At 42.2% G+C, this 18,237-nt stretch carries 17 protein-coding genes; 1 reads left to right on the plus strand and 16 read right to left on the minus strand.

The window, feature by feature from the left end; translation table 11 throughout:
* Nucleotides 1-3: 3 nt before the first annotated feature.
* Nucleotides 4-765: a ferredoxin--NADP reductase gene (locus ACT53H_RS06600; protein ID WP_476008892.1), complete on the minus strand. Its 762-nt coding sequence runs from the start codon at nucleotides 763-765 to the stop codon at nucleotides 4-6.
* Between the two features lie 86 nt (nucleotides 766-851).
* Here ACT53H_RS06600 and gigC point away from each other — a divergent pair, with 86 nt between their 5' ends.
* On the plus strand, nucleotides 852-1,736 hold the full coding sequence (gene gigC, locus ACT53H_RS06605; RefSeq protein WP_004794306.1) for a LysR family transcriptional regulator GigC: 885 nt from the start codon (nucleotides 852-854) through the stop codon (nucleotides 1,734-1,736).
* Nucleotides 1,737-1,933: 197 nt separating this feature from the next.
* On the opposite strand, the gene ACT53H_RS06610 is transcribed toward gigC, so the two are convergent.
* From ACT53H_RS06610 to ndhC, 15 genes are all read right to left on the minus strand, one after another.
* Nucleotides 1,934-2,227 (minus strand): cold shock domain-containing protein, encoded by a 294-nt coding sequence (locus ACT53H_RS06610; RefSeq protein WP_004794308.1) that lies wholly within the window; start codon nucleotides 2,225-2,227, stop codon nucleotides 1,934-1,936.
* 116 nt (nucleotides 2,228-2,343) lie between these two features.
* Complete coding sequence (gene upp / locus ACT53H_RS06615; RefSeq protein ID WP_151964524.1) at nucleotides 2,344-2,979, minus strand: uracil phosphoribosyltransferase; 636 nt, start codon at nucleotides 2,977-2,979, stop codon at nucleotides 2,344-2,346.
* 100 nt (nucleotides 2,980-3,079) lie between these two features.
* The gene (nuoN, locus tag ACT53H_RS06620; protein ID WP_476008893.1) at nucleotides 3,080-4,576 is read right to left on the minus strand and encodes an NADH-quinone oxidoreductase subunit NuoN; all 1,497 of its coding nucleotides are present in this window, start codon (nucleotides 4,574-4,576) and stop codon (nucleotides 3,080-3,082) included.
* Between the two features lie 2 nt (nucleotides 4,577-4,578).
* Nucleotides 4,579-6,177: an NADH-quinone oxidoreductase subunit M gene (nuoM, locus tag ACT53H_RS06625; RefSeq protein WP_476008894.1), complete on the minus strand. Its 1,599-nt coding sequence runs from the start codon at nucleotides 6,175-6,177 to the stop codon at nucleotides 4,579-4,581.
* A 1-nt stretch (nucleotide 6,178) separates the two neighbouring features.
* Nucleotides 6,179-8,068 carry an NADH-quinone oxidoreductase subunit L gene (gene nuoL, locus ACT53H_RS06630; protein ID WP_004794316.1) on the minus strand — a complete coding sequence of 630 codons (1,890 nt, stop codon included), beginning with the start codon at nucleotides 8,066-8,068 and terminating at the stop codon, nucleotides 6,179-6,181.
* A complete protein-coding gene (gene nuoK, locus ACT53H_RS06635; RefSeq protein ID WP_000529822.1) occupies nucleotides 8,065-8,373 on the minus strand; it encodes an NADH-quinone oxidoreductase subunit NuoK in 309 nt (102 codons plus the stop codon). Before nuoK ends, nuoL begins: the two co-directional genes overlap by 4 nt.
* Complete coding sequence (gene nuoJ, locus ACT53H_RS06640) at nucleotides 8,373-8,891, minus strand: NADH-quinone oxidoreductase subunit J (RefSeq protein WP_014205902.1); 519 nt, start codon at nucleotides 8,889-8,891, stop codon at nucleotides 8,373-8,375. Before nuoJ ends, nuoK begins: the two co-directional genes overlap by 1 nt.
* Nucleotides 8,891-9,433 (minus strand): NADH-quinone oxidoreductase subunit NuoI, encoded by a 543-nt coding sequence (nuoI, locus tag ACT53H_RS06645; protein ID WP_004794319.1) that lies wholly within the window; start codon nucleotides 9,431-9,433, stop codon nucleotides 8,891-8,893. The genes nuoJ and nuoI overlap by 1 nt, the downstream gene beginning before the upstream one ends.
* An 18-nt stretch (nucleotides 9,434-9,451) precedes the next feature.
* Nucleotides 9,452-10,468 (minus strand): NADH-quinone oxidoreductase subunit NuoH, encoded by a 1,017-nt coding sequence (gene nuoH / locus ACT53H_RS06650; RefSeq protein ID WP_004703499.1) that lies wholly within the window; start codon nucleotides 10,466-10,468, stop codon nucleotides 9,452-9,454.
* Nucleotides 10,469-10,471: 3 nt separating this feature from the next.
* Nucleotides 10,472-13,156 carry an NADH-quinone oxidoreductase subunit NuoG gene (nuoG, locus tag ACT53H_RS06655; protein ID WP_476008895.1) on the minus strand — a complete coding sequence of 895 codons (2,685 nt, stop codon included), beginning with the start codon at nucleotides 13,154-13,156 and terminating at the stop codon, nucleotides 10,472-10,474.
* Nucleotides 13,157-13,167: 11 nt separating this feature from the next.
* Complete coding sequence (gene nuoF, locus ACT53H_RS06660) at nucleotides 13,168-14,499, minus strand: NADH-quinone oxidoreductase subunit NuoF (protein WP_151964521.1); 1,332 nt, start codon at nucleotides 14,497-14,499, stop codon at nucleotides 13,168-13,170.
* The gene (gene nuoE, locus ACT53H_RS06665) at nucleotides 14,496-15,005 is read right to left on the minus strand and encodes an NADH-quinone oxidoreductase subunit NuoE (protein WP_004794328.1); all 510 of its coding nucleotides are present in this window, start codon (nucleotides 15,003-15,005) and stop codon (nucleotides 14,496-14,498) included. Before nuoE ends, nuoF begins: the two co-directional genes overlap by 4 nt.
* Before the next feature lie 13 nt (nucleotides 15,006-15,018).
* On the minus strand, nucleotides 15,019-16,806 hold the full coding sequence (nuoC, locus tag ACT53H_RS06670; protein WP_004794331.1) for an NADH-quinone oxidoreductase subunit C/D: 1,788 nt from the start codon (nucleotides 16,804-16,806) through the stop codon (nucleotides 15,019-15,021).
* An 84-nt stretch (nucleotides 16,807-16,890) separates the two neighbouring features.
* Nucleotides 16,891-17,568 (minus strand): NuoB/complex I 20 kDa subunit family protein, encoded by a 678-nt coding sequence (locus ACT53H_RS06675; protein WP_002120034.1) that lies wholly within the window; start codon nucleotides 17,566-17,568, stop codon nucleotides 16,891-16,893.
* Between the two features lie 6 nt (nucleotides 17,569-17,574).
* Nucleotides 17,575-18,126, minus strand: a complete 552-nt coding sequence (gene ndhC / locus ACT53H_RS06680) for an NADH-quinone oxidoreductase subunit A (protein WP_003653481.1) — start codon at nucleotides 18,124-18,126, stop codon at nucleotides 17,575-17,577.
* Between the last annotated feature and the right edge of the window lie 111 nt (nucleotides 18,127-18,237).

Genomic DNA, 18,237 nt, shown 5'->3' on the forward strand with positions numbered 1-18,237 from the left:
TTGTTACCAGTAATTTTCTACTGCAATATTTCCCTCACCTCGACGATTCATCGTCAAACCACGGCGCTTTAAAGCATCTTTCGTGTCATCTACCATTTCTGGGTTTCCACAAAGCATGACATGGCTTGTTGCAGGGGTCAGTGCGATACCAGCAACTTTTTCTAATTCACCGTTCTCAATCAAAACTGGTAAACGATCATGTAACTGTGCTGATGGGTCACGAGTGATAATTGAAATAAATTTAAAACCGATGTGCCCTTCCCCAAAAGTTTCAGCAATTTCTTGAATACGGTCGACATAAGCTAATTCAGCTGCGGTACGGACACTGTAGACCAGATTAATCTTTTGATATTTAGACCATGTATCAAAATCTTGTAGCATCGACAAAAACGGCGCTAAACCCGTACCCGTTGCCAATAACCATAAATCGTGCGGTAAAGGTTGTTGATAGCGAGCTAGAGTAAGATAACCATAAGGGATTTTTTCTAAGTAAAGCTCATCACCCACCTTCAAATGTTGAAGATTAGAGGTAAATGCACCGTCAGGCACTACAATCGAGAAAAATTCTAGCGTTTCATCAAATGGAGACGACACCACTGAATAGGCACGAACAACCAGTTCATCTCCAACTTTCAGTCCAATACGCGCAAATTGACCAGCCGTAAATTTAAAATGTGCAGGGCGAGTCATGGTGAAACTAAAAAGAGTTGGCGTCCAGCGGTGTACAGATAAAACTTTTTCTACGCTAAATTTTTCAATTGACATGATTTCAACGTGGCATGAAATAGTGCGCTCATGTTAGCATGACAGCCGAAATAATGAATACTTTTAAACGTTAAGGCTTTTTAAACATGCGCATGACATTACGCCAGTTGGCTGTTTTTGTAGCAGTCGCTCAAGAAGGAACTGTCACCAAAGCCAGTGATGCGGTCAGACTGACGCAAAGTGCAGCAAGTATGGCTTTAGCCGATTTAGAGGATGGTCTTGGTGCCCCTCTATTTGATCGTTTAGGTAAACGACTACAACTCAATGATCTTGGTCGGTTTTTATTGCCTCAAGCGCTAGAAATATTAGGTCGCTGTGAAGCTTTTGAGCAAGCTGCAAAAGGTGAGTTACAAAGCATTGATTTACGTATTGGGGCAACTCTAACGATCAGTGATTATCTCATGCCAGATTTAATGGCAAACTTTTTACAGTATCACCCTAAGGCACATTTGCAATTACAGGTGGGTAACACACGCCAAATGATTGAAGCAGTCAATCAGTTTCAGCTTGATTTGGCATTAATTGAAGGCTCATGTCATCTGCCTCAACTTCAATGTATTCACTGGCGAGATGATGAGCTTGCAGTATGCTGCTCCCCTAATCACCCTCTAGCACGTTTAAATCGACCTTTAACAGCAAATGATTTTTATCAAGTTGAATGGATTTTACGTGAGGAAGGTTCGGGAACTCGTGAAGTGTTTGATAATGCTATTTTGCAAGATCTCCCAGATGCCAATATTCGCCTAACCCTAGGTCACAATGAAGCAATCTTGAAAATCGTTGCTGGTGGTTTAGGAATGTCTTGTATCTCTAAACTCGCTATTGAACCTTTAATTGAAAAAGGACAATTAGTGATTTTAGAAACACCATTCTGGCAACTTACTCGCCCACTTTACATGTTGGTACATCGTCAAAAATACCAAGGCCCTGGTCTTAAAGCATTCTTGCAATTCTGTGAAGATCAAGTTTAAGACCTGATCTTCTAGTGCCATCTTGAGTCATTCTCACAAGGCTCACCATTTTATTATTTATTGCTTAAGACAACTAAGGGAAGCCAATGCCTCCCTTAAATTATATTACTTACTCATTCAAAACATTATCAACAATCATCTCTGTCCGTCACAGCTAAACTCAACACTAAGCTAGCCTTGAAGATCGAGAGTCTCTATTAACGTCGAAAATGTGATAACAACTCTGACGTAATCGCTTTATTATGATCAGCGATTTTATTCTTTTTTGTTTTAGCCGGATTAGGATCGATACGCTCGATCTTGATAGCCTTAAATTTCCCCTGATTATCTGCCGCAAGAAATCTCACTTTTTCATTTCTTTTTGGCTCACCTTCGGATGCAGGGAAATCAGAAATATGAAAGAAAATATCTCCTTCAGTAGTCGAAATAAAACCAAATCCTTTATCAGGATCATATTGTTTAACTTTTCCGGTATAAAATTCTTGCTTCATGATCTTTACCTTACTTTTTCAATACTGTTGTTACAGCAGAAAATTAAAAAGAGACTTTCAATCCGCACTCAAAACTTTACGGTTTGATTAAGTCTCTTTTATCGTTATTTCAAAAATTAGTCTTTTTGGACACTACCAAAAATTTTATCGCCCGCATCACCTAGACCAGGAACAATATAGCCTTGTTCATTTAAGCCATTATCAATAGATGCTGTATAAATCTGTACATCTGGATGAGCTGCTTCAACTTTAGCAACACCTTCCGGAGCAGCAACTAATACCATAACACGTATATCTTTACAGCCACTCGCCTTTAATACATCAATCGCAGCAACTAATGAATTACCTGTTGCCAACATTGGATCGATAATCATTGCAAGACGATTAGCCACATCTGGAACTAGTTTTTTATAATAAGTACGAACTTCTAATGTTTCTTCATTACGTTCAAGACCTAAAACACTTACTTTTGCACTTGGAATCAGATTAAGTACACCATCCAGCATACCAATTCCTGCACGTAAAATCGGTACAACCGTTATTTTTTTACCAGCAATACGCTGTGTAGTAACAGTTCCAGCCCATCCAGCAATTTCACAATCCACTACTGGTAAATCTTTTGTTGCTTCATAAGTCAACAACATAGTCACTTCCTGAGCAAGCTCACGGAAATTCTTAGTACTGATATCAGAACGACGCAACAAACCTAATTTATGACGAATAAGTGGGTGACGAATTTCTTGAATGGCCACAGATGTTACCTAAAAATATAAAAACGTATTTATTATAATCTTTTTTTAATGCTCAATAAAAAAAAGCCTCCAGATTTGGAGGCTTTTTTGTACACTAGAATTAGTGTTGTTGTGAAAGCATGAAATGTAATGGAGATAAAATTTCTGCTTTTAATGCTAAATTAATCATTGGATCTGGATATACACCCAAAATAATAACTAATGCAGCAGCAGCTAATACCATTAAACCACCTACTTTTTGACCCCAATGAGCGTCTGCATCAATACGAGGAGTTTCTGGTGGTGTCATATACATTACAACCATCACACGTAAGTAATAGTACAAACCAATACCACTACCCACAATAATCATTGCAGCCAAGAACCAGTGTTGAGTTGTTACAGCAGCCATTACAACCAAGAACTTACCAATGAAGCCTGCTGTTAATGGAATACCAGCCAAAGATAACATCATGACTGTTAACGTTGCTGTAAGTACTGGACGACGCCAGAACAAACCACGGTAGTCTGCAAGACTTTGTGCTTCATCTACGTTGTTATATGGGCTAGACATTAACGCTACAGCACCAAAAGCACCGATAGTTGTTAATACGTAAGACACCACATATACAGTTACGCTACCCAAGCTCGCATAAGTCATGCTAATTAAAGCAATTAACAAATAACCAAAATGAGCAATAGATGAATAACCGAGAATACGTTTTAAGTTAACTTGACGAACAGCGAGCAAGTTACCAACTAAAATCGACAATACTGCAATGATTGTCAAAATAGTAACTAACGAATCTACCATAATTGCGCCTGAAGCAAGCATATAGCGCACGAACAAACCAATGGTTGCAACTTTAGCAGCAGTCGCCAAGAAAGTTGCCATTGGCGCTGGTGCACCTGCATAGACATCTGGTGTCCATTTATGGAACGGCGCAAGCGATAATTTAAACGCAACAGCAAAGATAATGAGTGCTAAACCTAATAACACCATTGGCTGTTTGATTGCGCCAAATAAAGCCTGTACAGAATCATAGAATGAAAGTGAACCAGTATATGCATAGATATATGCCATACCCATCAACAACATTGCAGAAGCTGTCGCTGAAAGTACAAGATATTTAATACCAGCTTCAAGTGAACTACTACGTTGATAAGTATAAGCAAGTAAGCCGTATACAGGGATCGACATTAACTCAAGGCTAATGAAGAACGATGCATAGTGAGAACTTGCAACCATCAACATTGCACCTGCTACTGAAGCAAGTAACAAAAGATAGAGTTCTTCGCGGTTATCTTTATAGGTTTCGATGTAAGCGTGAGACAAAGTACAACAAGCCAACGCCGCAATCAAAATCATAAATTGATAGAACATGGTAAATGGATCAACCATAAACATGCCCATCACATTTGACGGTACAAACTTACCGCCAAATACTGCAAATAAAATATAAAGTGCAGCGAGGTTTAAACCAACAACAGAAGCTGTTGCGATTAAATTATGATTACGCTTAATTGAAATTAACAGCATGACGACGATTGTTGTTAAAGCAACAATCATCACCGGAGCTAAAGGCATAAGCGTAGCGAATGATACTGTGAAGTTCATGATTATTGGATCTCCACATGGTCAAGTTGAGTAGCTGTTTGCTGAACAGTGTCAACGACTTCTTGAACTGGCACATAACTATTGACGAACCACTGCATGCTTGAATGAGATACATCCAAGAATGTTTGTGGGTAGATACCAAGCCAAACGAGACCAATCGCACAAATCATCAAAATACCAACTTCACGAGCAGATAAGTCTTTTAGTGGACTAGTGTAGTGTTGCTTTTGTTCAGGATTTGGTTCACCAAACAAAGCGCGGTGAATCAAAATCAAGCCGTATAAGCCTGCAAATACAAGGCTGATAGAAGCAAGAATCGTGAATACAGGATATTTATTAAATGAACCCATCAAAATCAGGAATTCACCAATAAAGTTACCTAAACCTGGCACACCAACAAGAGCAGCAACGAAGAACATCAAGAAAAATGGCAAGTACTGAAGCTGGCCACGAAGACCACCCATTAAACGCAAGTCACGTGTATGTAAACGTTCGTAGATTTGACCAGACATAATGAACAATGCAGCTGATGACAAACCATGTGCCAACATCATGATCATTAGACCTTGGAAGGTCAAAATGTTACCTGCGTAGATCGCAAGTAAAATAAAGCCCATGTGTGAAATCGACGTATACGCAAGTAAACGTTTCATGTCAGTTTGCTGATAAGCACACCATGCGCCGTAGAAAATACCAATCAAACCGAAAATAATCGCAATGTCTGCAAATTGTGCAGAAGCTGTCGGGAAGAATGGAATAACAAAACGAAGTAAGCCATACGCCGCTGTTTTAATCAAGATACCCGCTAAGTCTACAGAACCTGCTGTAGGTGCTTGAGCATGCGCATCTGGTAACCAACCGTGTAATGGGAATACTGGTAACTTCACCGCAAAACCGATGAAGAAACAGATCATGAAACCGTATGCTAATCCCGCAGGTAAGTGGTTAGCTACAGCTAATAAATAGTTGTAATCGAAACCGATCATTCCGGTCATCATGTAGCCATAAACTACAAGACCAAGAATACCGATTAACATCACTAAACCAGCGATTTGCGTGTAAAGGAAGAACTTAGTAGCTGCGTAAACACGTGAACGACCATTTGAACCTTTATGACCCCATAACGCAATCAGGAAGTAGATTGGTACAAGCATCATCTCCCAGAAGAAGAAGAACAAGAACAGGTCAATCGCTAAGAATACACCGATAACGCCACCTAAACTCCATAAAAGGTTTAAGTGGAAGAAACCAACGTTCTTTTGAATTTCGCCCCATGAACAACCAACAGCAAGTACACCAAGTAACGCTGTTAATAACACCATGAGTAAAGATAAACCATCCACAGCTAAGTGAATGCCGATACCGAGTGATTGAATCCACGGTAAATAGAACTCAGCAGACCAAGTTGGGATTTTTGAACCCATCTCATAGCTATAAGTTCCATTTTGCCAAAGTGCAAGACCTAGGCCCAAAGTAATGAGCATACCAATTAAGGCAATCCAGCGTGGCAAGGTTTTGTCGAGCTTATCGACTAACCAACAAATAAAACCAGCAATGAACGGAACAAGGATCAGCGCGGGTAAAATTAAATTGTTTTCCATTTTATTTCCCCACTACCTGAATAACGATCAAGATCATCAATAACACCACTACACCGAGTGACATACTTGATGCGTATTCACGCAATGAACCGGTTTGACGTGAGCTTGTAAAACTGTTTCCGCCTTTAACAAGTGCAGGAAGAACTAACCACAAACTGTCAATCGGGTCACGGCCAAAGATTTTGGCGAAGAATAAATAAGGTTTAACAAAAACGATGTCATACAATGCATCAAAACCAAAAGCGGTACGGCAAATATGTGCCAAACCTGAACCCAAACTTGTTTGAGCAAATGATTTCACTGCACCATAAGCAAATGTAAATAATGCTATACCAACAACTAGACCAACTAGCGCAATTCCTACTGCTAAATGCTCTGCCCCATGCATGCCTTCAACAAATTGTTCAGCCACATGGAATTCAGGGATTTTTGCAGTATTAAGAATACCAGCTACAGGCGCTTTTAATACAGCACCAACAAAAGTAGACAGTACAGCTAAAATGCCCAATGGAGCCCAGTAAGTTGCACCTTTAATTTCATGGTAAGGCGTGTTTTCTTGACCAAAGAATACAACCCAGATTAAACGGAATGTATAGATTGAAGTCAGGAATGCACCTGCTACACCCACCCAATATAAGGTGTGATATAGAGCAACTGATTGACCTTGTACCCAAACTTCACCAAGAATCGCATCTTTAGAGAAGAAGCCAATGGTCAAGAATGGAATCGCTGCTAATGCACCGCCACCAATCGCGAAACAAGCAAACAGGAATTTGTTACGTTTGAACAAACCACCCATTTTGAAGATGTTTTGCTCGTGGTGGTAAGCCAAAATCACCGCGCCAGAAGACAAGAATAATAATGCCTTAAAGAATGCGTGAGCCAACATGTGGAATAAGCCAGCTTGATAAGCTTCCGCACCTACAGCCATAAACATATAACCTAACTGACTCATTGTTGAGTAAGCCAAGATACGTTTGATGTCTGTTTGAACGAGTGCAGCAAAACCTGCAACTAACAAAGTTACCGCGCCAGTTACTGAAATGAATTGCATCACTTCAGGAGCAAGTTCAAATACGCTGAATAGACGACAGCATAAGTACACACCAGCCGTTACCATTGTTGCAGCGTGGATTAATGCAGAAACAGGCGTTGGACCTGCCATTGCATCTGCCAACCATGTTTGCAATGGAATTTGCGCAGATTTACCAGCAGCACCCAAGAACAACATTAATGCAGTCCAGATCGTAAGAGACGAACTCTTCGTCATTACTTCTGCTGCGTGTTCAACGATGTACTGAGTATTCAGCGTACCAAATTGTTGGTAAAGCAAGAATAAAGCGATAAGTAAGAATACGTCACCTACGCGGGTAACTGTAAATGCTTTGATCGCAGCCCAACCATTTGCAGGGTTTGCATAATAGAAACCGATCAGCAAATAAGAGCAAAGACCTACACCTTCCCAACCTAAGAATAACAACGCTAAGTTGTCGCCCAATACAAGCACAAGCATGCTGGCAACAAACAGGTTGAAATAAGAGAAGAAACGCGCATAACCTTCTTCACCGCGCATGTACCATGATGCAAAGATATGGATTAAGAAACCAACACCTGTCACCATGCCCATCATGAGTAAAGATAAGCCATCTAAATGTAAGCTAATGCCTGGTGCAAAACCACCAACATTGAACCATGTCCACAGATTTTGAACAAAAACTTGCTGACCACTTGTGGTAAATGCCATTCCAGCAATTAGTGCAAATAATGCAGATAAACCTACAGAACCTACACCAATAATTGCTGCAACATTTTCAGAGAGTTTGTCTCGTCCCGCCGCCAATAAAATAAAACCGATTAGCGGAAATAATACTGTTAGATATAAATAACTCATCCGCGCATCTCACTAGCAGCATCCACATCCAAATGATGGAAGCGATGATAGAACTGAAGGACAATCGCAAGACCGATACATGCCTCTGCTGCTGCAAGGGTCAAAATCAGGATGAACATCACTTGTCCATCTGGTTGTGCCCATACGCTACCCGCAAGAACAAATGCCAATGCTGCAGCATTCATCATGATCTCAAGGCTCATTAACATAAATAATAGGTTGCGTCGCACCATTACACCATAAAAACCGAGTGCAAAAAGGATGGTTGCAACAATCAAACCATGTTCTAAAGGAATCTGGCCCATTATTCTTTTTCCTCTTCTGCACCTGGTTCACGTTTACCTAAGTGGTATGCTGCAACAAGGGCTGCTAGCAATAACATCGCGGCAACTTCAACCAATAATAAATAGTGAGTAAAGAGTGCTTGACCAACTACTTTTGGTCCAATCACTTGTGCCCCAAGCGGTGCTGAAATAGTAGTGTATTCACCACCAAGCATCCAAACTAAAAGCAAGCCGAGTAAGAAACTCATGAGTGCTGGATATGCCCAAGCATCTGAAGAAAGCCATTTACGTTCTTGTTCAACAGTGTGTTGACCTAAGTTAAGCATCATCACAACGAATACGAACAGAACCATAATTGCTCCGGCATAGACGATGATTTCAAGAGCACCTGCAAAAGGCGCCCCCACGATCATGAAAATACCAGCAACAGCAAGCAATGAAACAATTAGACTAAGTAAAGCGTGTACAGGGTTCGTGTTAGTCACTACACGAACCGTAGAAACGATGGCCACGAGTGCCATCAAATAAAACGGCCACATCATGGTAATAGACTCCGTACATCGATTGGTGCACTTTCTTTTTGTGCTTGACCTTTCTCTTTACCGTTAATCGCCATACCCGTTACACGGTAGAAGTTGTAGTCTGGGTATTTTCCCGGACCTGAAATGAGTAAATTTTCTTTCTCATAAACAAGGTCTTGACGTACGTATTCGCCTAACTCGAAGTCTGGTGTGAGCTGAATTGCAGTGGTTGGACAAGCTTCTTCACACATACCGCAGAAAATACAACGTGAAAAGTTGATGCGGAAAAATTCCGGATACCAACGTCCATCTTCTGTTTCTGCTTTTTGTAGTGAGATACAGCCAACTGGACACGCAACCGCACATAGGTTACATGCCACACAACGCTCTTCCCCATCTGGGTCACGCGTCAACACAATACGACCACGAAAGCGTGGCGGCACAATCTGTTCAGCCGGTACTTCTGGATATAAAATCGTGTCACGTTTACGCGTTACATGGCTAAATACCATAAACAACGAACGTACAATCGATCCGAATCCAGCTAGAAATTTATACATTTTGTACTCCCTGCTGTCCTAGGCCTGATTCATCAGAATCACAGCACCAGTCACTAACAAGTTGACCAACGCCAATGGCAAACAAATTTTCCAACCAAAGTTCATGACTTGGTCATAACGTGGACGCATTAAAGAACCACGAGCCAAAACAAACATCATTACAAAGAATGCTGTTTTAATCACAAACCAGAATACTGGCGGAACAAATGGAATTTCTAAATTGAATGGTGCTAACCAACCACCAAAGAATAAAGTTACGATCAATGCAGAAATAAGTACCACGTTGACATATTCAGCAACGAAGAACATACCCCATTTCATACCGCCATATTCAACATGGTAACCTTCAGCCAATTCTTGTTCTGCTTCTGGTTGGTCAAATGGATGACGGTGAGTTACCGCAACACCAGCAACCACAAAAATCAAGAAACCTAAGAATTGTGGAATAACGAACCAAACATCGCGTTGTGCTTCAACAATTTCACGAAGGTTAAATGAGCCTGCAATTGCAACCACACCCATCAATGAGATACCCAAGAACACTTCATAAGAAATGGTTTGAGCAGCTGAACGTAAACCACCAAGCAATGAGTATTTGTTATTTGAAGCCCAACCACCAAACAATACTGCATAGACTGCAATACCAGCCATTGCCATGAAGAACAACAAACCGATACTCATGTCGGCAACACCCAGTGAAGGACTCACCGGGATTACCATGAATGAAAGAACCGCTGTTGCCATTGCAACAGCTGGTGCTAAACGGAATGTAAGTTTGTCAGCAAATTTTGGTGTCCAGTCTTCTTTGAACATGATCTTAAGCATGTCGGCAACGATCTGGAACATACCACCAGGACCGACACGGTTCGGACCATAACGGTCTTGCCACCAAGCAAGTAAACGACGTTCAATAAAAGACATCAACGCTGCAACTAAAACAACAACAAGCAAAATCACAACTGCTTGAACTACAGCATAGGCGATTGGCCAGTTCTCAGCCCAAAGTGGCGTTTGACGTATAATTTCTTGATTCATGAATTACACTCCTAAAGCCACTGAAACAGGCTCAGCTAGTGACACCATTGGTGCTAAACCAACTGGGTAACCAATATAACCTGTAGGTAAATATTCAATTACTTGTACAGGCAAGCTCACGCTGGTTTCGCCTGCTTTTACAGTAATGCGTTGACCTTCTTGAAGGTTCAAACGAGTTGCATCTTGTTCGCCCACTGCAAACACAGCTTCTGGAATACGAGTTTCCATTGCAGGTGTTTTAATAGTGAATTCACCAGAACCAAAAATATGATGCATTGGTACTAAGCGGAAACTTTCAGGGTTTGCAACTACAGGCACTGGAGCAACATAGCTACGTGCAGGACGTTTTGCCAAGCGATCAAATAAACGAACACCTGAATCACCACCTTTTAAGTGACCACCTACTTCATCTTGATATTTGTTCCAAGATTGTGGAGAGTTCCAGCCCGGAGCCCATGCAAACGGTACTAATGATGATGCTTTTTGCGGACCAACATAACCTTCCATTGAGAATGTTAATGCTGAATCTGGATCGGTAGGCTGTTTCGGTTCATGAACCGATAACGGCGCACGCATTGCTGTACGGCCTGAATAACGACGTGGTTCACGTGCAATTTTCAAACCATGTACACGGTAACCAGCATCAGGTGCCACATCTTGAATTGCTTCAAGTACTGGTACATTTTTCACGATGCTTTCAATCACATCATCAAGCAATGTCCAATCTACAGCCTTACCTTTAATGCCAGTTTCAATGGCATGTAACCAACGCCATGATTCTTTAATTGCATATTCAGGCTTGTAATAACTTGGATCGTAAACTTGATAGAAGCGCTGTGCACGACCTTCTTGGCTTACAACAGTACCGTCACCTTCTGCAAAGCTTGCTGCTGAAAGAACGATATCAGCCTGTTTCACTGTTTCAGTTTCACTGTGATCAAGCACGATTACTGTTTCAGCTTTATCTAGTGCAGCTTTTACTTGAGCAGCAGGTAAACGACGGAACAAGTCATTTTCAACAATAACAAGTGTGTCGTAGTCTTGAGCAAATGCTTGTTCAAGGCTTAAGCCACCAAACAATGCCAAGCCCATAGAGTTCACTTCAGGAACCACAAGACTTAAACCAGCTTTAGAACCTAAGTTCTGAGTCAACTCAGCCGCAGCTTCCATAATAGAAGCATCTTGCAAACTTGTGCCCGCAATGATTAATGGTTTGTTTGCTGTTTTTAAAGTGTCAGCAATAGTTTGAGCGAATGCTTTTGCATCGTCATCTAAACCAGTTAATACATCACCTTTCACAGCTGCTGCTACGGCAAAGCCTAAACGTGCAATATCATTTGGAGAAGCAACAACTTCACCAGTTGCAACGTCGGCAAGACGAGTTTGAGTTGCAGCCAAGATATAGATTGGAGATTTTGCTTCTTGACCAATACGTTGTACAGGTTCAGCCAACCAATCTGGAGTACGTGTTTTCGCAGCCATTTCGCGAGCTTTGTTTTTCGCAGCCTGGCGAACAGACAATGCCATACGTGGAGCAGTTTGAGTCAGGTCTTCACCTAAAATCAGAACAGCATCGTAGCTTTCAATTTCACGCATGTTCGGGTTGTAAATACCCTCGGTTTGCATGATAGATGCAGCAAGTTCAACAAGTTTTTGCTCTTTTTGTGCAACACCAGTTGAGTAATTTGCCTGACCTACAAGCTCACGTAGTGCGTAGTTCGATTCCAAGCTTGCGCGTGGAGAACCAATACCCAAGACTTTTTTGCCTTGAAGCTTTGCAATCGTTTGGTCTAAAGCTTGATCAACAGAAACAGTTGCAACAGTTTCACCGTTACGGAACTGAGGCTGACGTGGACGGTCTGCACGGTTTACATAACCTGTGCCAAAACGACCTTTATCACAAAGGAAGTATTGGTTAACCGAACCATTAAAACGGTTTTCTACGCGACGGATTTCACCATAACGTTCACCCGGAGAAATGTTACAACCAGAAGAGCAGCCTTGACACACGCTTGGTGCATACTGCATGTCCCATTTACGGTTATAACGCTCTGAATGAGTCTTATCAGTGAATACACCTGTTGGACATACTTCAGTCAAGTTACCAGAGAATTCAGACTCTAAAGTACCTGATTCTGGGCGACCAAAGTAAACACGAGATGCATTGGCATACACACCAAAGTCTGTACCGCCCGCATAATCTTTGTAGTAACGAACACAACGGTAACAAGCAATACAGCGATTCATTTCATGTGCAATGAATGAGCCGAGTTCTTGGTTGTAATGCGTACGTTTTGTGAAGCGGTAACGACGACGGTCATGACCCGTCATTACAGTCATATCTTGTAAGTGACAGTGACCACCCTCTTCACAGACTGGACAGTCGTGTGGGTGATTCGTCATCAAAAATTCAACAATAGATGCACGGAAATCCGTTGCTTCTTTGTCTTCAATTGAGATATAGGTATTGTCAGATGCTGGTGTCATGCAAGACATGACCAAACGACCACGCGTATCTTCTGGATTCGCATATTGCGTAACAGCACATTGACGGCAAGAACCAACCGAACCTAAGGATGGATGCCAACAAAAATATGGGATGTCGATGCCCAGACTCAAACATGCTTGTAGCAAGTTTTCCGAGCCGTTGACTTCATACGATTTTCCATCGACATGAATTGTAGCCATAGTCGAATTCCTTAAGCTTGTTCTACGTTGCTGGTTTGCACGACAGGACGAGTCGTCACTTTCGCTTCAAACTCACCACGGAAATGTTTGAGTGCGCCCATAAGCGGCTCCATCGCACCTGGTGCGTGGGCACAGAAAGTTTTACCGATCCATAATTTACGAGTCAATTCTTGTAAATGGTCGATATCTTCTTTCTTACCTTCGCCTGCTTCAAGTGCTTTAAGCGCTTTAACAGCCCATGGCAAACCATCACGACATGGTGTACAGAAACCACATGATTCACGCGCAAAGAACTCTTCTAAGTTACGAGTAAGCGATACCATGCACTGGGTTTCATCTACAACCATCAATAAACATGTTCCCAAACGAGAACCTGCTTTCATAATCGTGTCTGCATCCATTGGTAAATCAATGGTATCTGCTGGTAAAAAGTCAGTTGAAGCACCGCCTGGTAACCATGCTTTAAGCTTTAAGCCTTCTCGCATACCACCAGCATGATCTTCAATCACTTCACGCGCAGTTGTACCAAATGGTAATTCCCAAAGACCTGGGAATTTCACTTTACCTGACGCACCATAAATTTTAGTGCCTGGGTCTTTTGATTTACCTGCTGATAAACCGATATACCACTCTGGACCACGAAGCATAATTGCTGGCAAGTTGTTATAAGTTTCAACGTTGTTCACAATTGTTGGACGGCCCCATGCTCCTGCAACTTGCGGGAACGGTGGCTTAGTACGAGGGTTAGCACGACGTCCTTCAAGCGAGTTAATCAATGCAGTTTCTTCACCACAGATATAACGCCCTGCACCCGTATGCACATGCAGATCAAAATTCCAGCCAGAACCTAAGATGTTTTCGCCTAAATAACCTTTAGCACGAATCTGTTCTAACGCTTCATTTAGATATTGAGCAGCCTCGATGTATTCACCACGGATAAAGATATAACCTTGAGTTGCTTCTAAGGTATAACCCGCAATTAACATCCCTTCGATCAATTGATGTGGAAGTTTTTCCATCAACAAACGGTCTTTAAAGGTACCCGGTTCCATTTCATCGGCATTACAGATCAAGTAACGTGGACCACCATCATTTGGTGCCATTAATGACCATTTAATACCCGCTGGGAAACCCGCACCACCACGACCTTTTACGGTTGCAGCTTTAATGACGTCTAACACTTCAGCAGGTTTCATGCCTAATGCTTTTTTAAAGCCGGCATAGCCTTCAAGTGCTTCGTAATCATCAGCACCACGAACTTCGTCACGTTTACTTAAACGCCAAGTTAATGGATGAGTTTCTGGATTACCGTCGCCATAAATTGGTTTTGGTTCAGTATTCATACATACTTCTCCAATAACTGTTTGACTGATGTCACTTCAACTAAACCGTGAGTATCTTCATCAATCATTAAAGTTGGGCCTTTGTCGCAGTTGCCTAGGCAGCAAATTGGAAGCAGCGTAAAACGACCATCTGGCGTCGTTTGACCATACTGAATTCCTAATTCGCGCTGGAATGCTTCAGCAAGTGTTTCTGCACCCATCAAGAAGCAAGCAATTGAGTCACAAAGCAAAATCACGTGACGACCTACCGGATGGCGATAGATACGGTTGTAAAATGTTGCAACACCTTCCAAATCAGCAACGCTCATCGACAACAACTGTGCGATGGCATTCATTTGAGCGTCATCTACCCAACCATTACGGCGCTGTACACACTTCAATGCATCCAAAGAGGCTGCACGAGGGTATGGATAGTGACCAATGTGATGTTCGATATCGTGAATTTCGTCCGCAGTCAAAATTCCTTCAACATTCACACGTGGCTTTTTATCAGTCAAAATCATCATTATGTGTTACCTCTTAGCGATCCACGTCAGCCATAACCACGTCAATGGTCGCCAGATAAATGATTAAGTCAGATACCAAACTTCCGTTAATCACTGAAGGCATTTGCTGTAAGTGAGTAAACGTCGGTGTACGAATACGAGTACGATAACTCATCGTCGCTTTATCTGAAGTCAAGTAGTAAGTACTTGCGCCTTTAACCACTTCAGTCATAAATGATGACTCGCCCGCTGGCATGACAGGACCCCATGAAACGCTCAAGAAGTGCGTAATCAAGGTTTCAATATCTTGTAATGTCTTATCTTTCGGTGGTGGAACAGCCAATGGATGATCCGCTTTATATGGACCAGAAGGCATGTTATCCAAACACTGTTGAATAATTTTTAACGACTCAGTAATTTCACGGAAGTGAACGAGTACACGTGCATATGCATCGCCTTCATACTCAACTGGCACATCAAAATCGAAGTTTTCATAGCCACTGTATGGACGATATTTACGAACGTCAAAATCAATACCTGTCGCACGCAAACCAGTACCAGTTACACCCCATGCGAGTGCAGATTTGGCATCGTATTGCGCAACGTTACGCGTACGACCAATAAACACAGAGTTTTTCAATGCTGCTGTGTAGTATTCGTTTAAGCGCTTAGGCATCCACTCTAGCAATTCTTTAACAAGCTTTTGCCAGTTGTTTGGAAGGTCGTGTGCTGTACCACCAATACGGAACCATGCTGGATGCATACGGTAACCCGTGATTGCTTCAACAATGTCGTAAACTTTTTGACGGTCTGCGAACATATAGAATACTGGCGTCATACCACCGGCATCCTGAATTGCCGTACCACAGAACAATAAGTGGTTATTGATACGGAACAACTCGTTCAACATGACACGAATCACTTGCGCACGTTCAGGAACTTTAATACCGGCCATTTGCTCTACAGCCATCACATAAGGCATATTTTGAGCACAACCACCTAAGTAGTCGACACGGTCAGTATAAGGAATGAAAGAATGCCATGTTTGACGTTCAGCCATCTTTTCCACACCACGGTGGTGATAACCAATATCAGGAACACAGTCCTTCACTTCTTCGCCATCTAACTGCAATACAACACGGAACGCACCATGTGCAGATGGATGGTTAGGACCCAAGTTCAAGAACATGAAATCTTCGTCAGCGTTACCACGCTTAAGACCCCAGTCTTCTGGCACAAAACGTAAGTGCTCTTGTTCAAAGTCTTGTTTCGCTTTGTCTTGCATGTACGGCGTATATTCTGTCGCACGTGCTGAATATTCTTTACGAAGCGGATGACCTTCCCAATAGGTTGGCAACAAGATACGACGAAGCATTGGATGCCCTTCGAAATTGATACCGAACATATCGTAAGCTTCACGTTCATACCAGTTGGCATTTGGCCAGATATTAGTCGCTGTCGGAAGGTTTAGATCATTTTCGTTCAAGGCAACCTTGATACGAATGTCACTATTACGCTCAAGCGATAATAAATGATAGAACACAGTGAAGTCAGATGCTGGCAAACCATCACGATGAACACGTAAACGCTCATCCATCGCAGATAAGTCAAACAGCATTACATATGGACGTTCCACTTTACGTAGGAACATAAGGACTTCTTGCACGCGTGCGCGCTCAACCCAGACTGTTGGAAACTCTTCAAAAGTCGCCTGCACGTAAAAGTTCTCACCAAATTTGGTTTTGAGTTCTTCTACGATTGCAAATGCTGGGCGTGAATCAACTGGTGTTGACTCTGGCATAGCAATGTCAGTTTCAGCCATTGGCTTGGCTTCCTATTTAATACAAATTCTGTCAATTTTCTCGATGAACATATCGGTTAGATATGTCAAAGCACCGTCAAAAAATTATTTAATCTCATCCATAGAGCGTAAGTTTTTAACGGCAATACGCTCTGCATTCTTACGGTCACGTTCTGGCATCATCTTTGGCTTATACACTGGCTGAAGATCATCACCGATCACGGCAGAAAGCGGGCGTCGCTCTAATTGAATCTGGTCTTGTAAAAGCATTAAAGCTTGAATTAATGCTTCAGGACGAGGTGGACAACCTGGGACGTACACGTCAACAGGAATAATTTTGTCTACACCTTGAACTACTGAATAGATGTCGTACATACCTCCAGAGTTTGCACAAGCACCCATCGAGATGACCCATTTAGGCTCTAACATCTGTTCATATAGACGCTGAATAACTGGTGCCATTTTTACGAAACAGGTTCCTGCAACAATCATCAAGTCAGCTTGACGAGGTGAAGCACGGATAACCTCTGCGCCGAAACGTGACAAGTCATGCACACCTGTTAAGGTCGTTGCATATTCAACGTAACAACAAGAGGTACCAAAGTTAAATGGCCACAAGGAGTTTTTACGCCCCCAGTTTACTGCTGTATGCAAGACATCCTCTAAACGAGTCATGAATACGTTTTTATTCACTTCCTCTTCTAGTGGATCTGTCACGATTTGACGTTCTTGCAATGGGTATTGATCAGCATCCGGATTCGCGCGGGTCAGAGTATATTTCATCCCGACTTACTCCTTTTCAGATGACAATGCAGGTGTAGTTTTTGACTTAACACGACCTGATGATTGAGCTGGAATCTGGCCTGTAGGGTCAGTTACGAGCTCTTCAATAGAGTTAAAGCGTGTAATTTCAGCAATGTTCATTGTTGGTGAACCGATTTTAATCGCCTCACCTGCTGATTTACGGCGATCTGCTGGTGACCAACTTAAAGCACCTACAGAGAAGGCATAAACAAGCGCAATCAATAAATCAACGACAAAGATCACGACAGTGGTATATCCCAACCACCCTACTTCACGCACAGAAGTAGACCATGCATAGAGGTAAAGTGCCTCTAAGTCGAAGACAACAAAGAAAATTGCAACTAAATAGAACTTTGCAGACAGGCGAATGCGAGCGCCACCAGCACTCACGACACCCGATTCAAACTGCTCTTGCTTAGCACGCCCCCACGATTTCCCCCCGAGGAGTAAGGGAACTGTGAGCATAAAGACGCAAAGAAATGTAACGCCGATCACGAAGGCGATAATCGCCCAGTCGTATGGAGTAATGGCACTCATGCGGGGATAACTCCTGGCAGGCCTATTATTTAACAAAGAATGTATGTATTGGCCTTCAAATACACCAAACACAAAATTAATCCCGCCAATTGTACCTGATTTCTAATTTCG

Source organism: Acinetobacter sp. DMC2, from assembly GCF_056314305.1.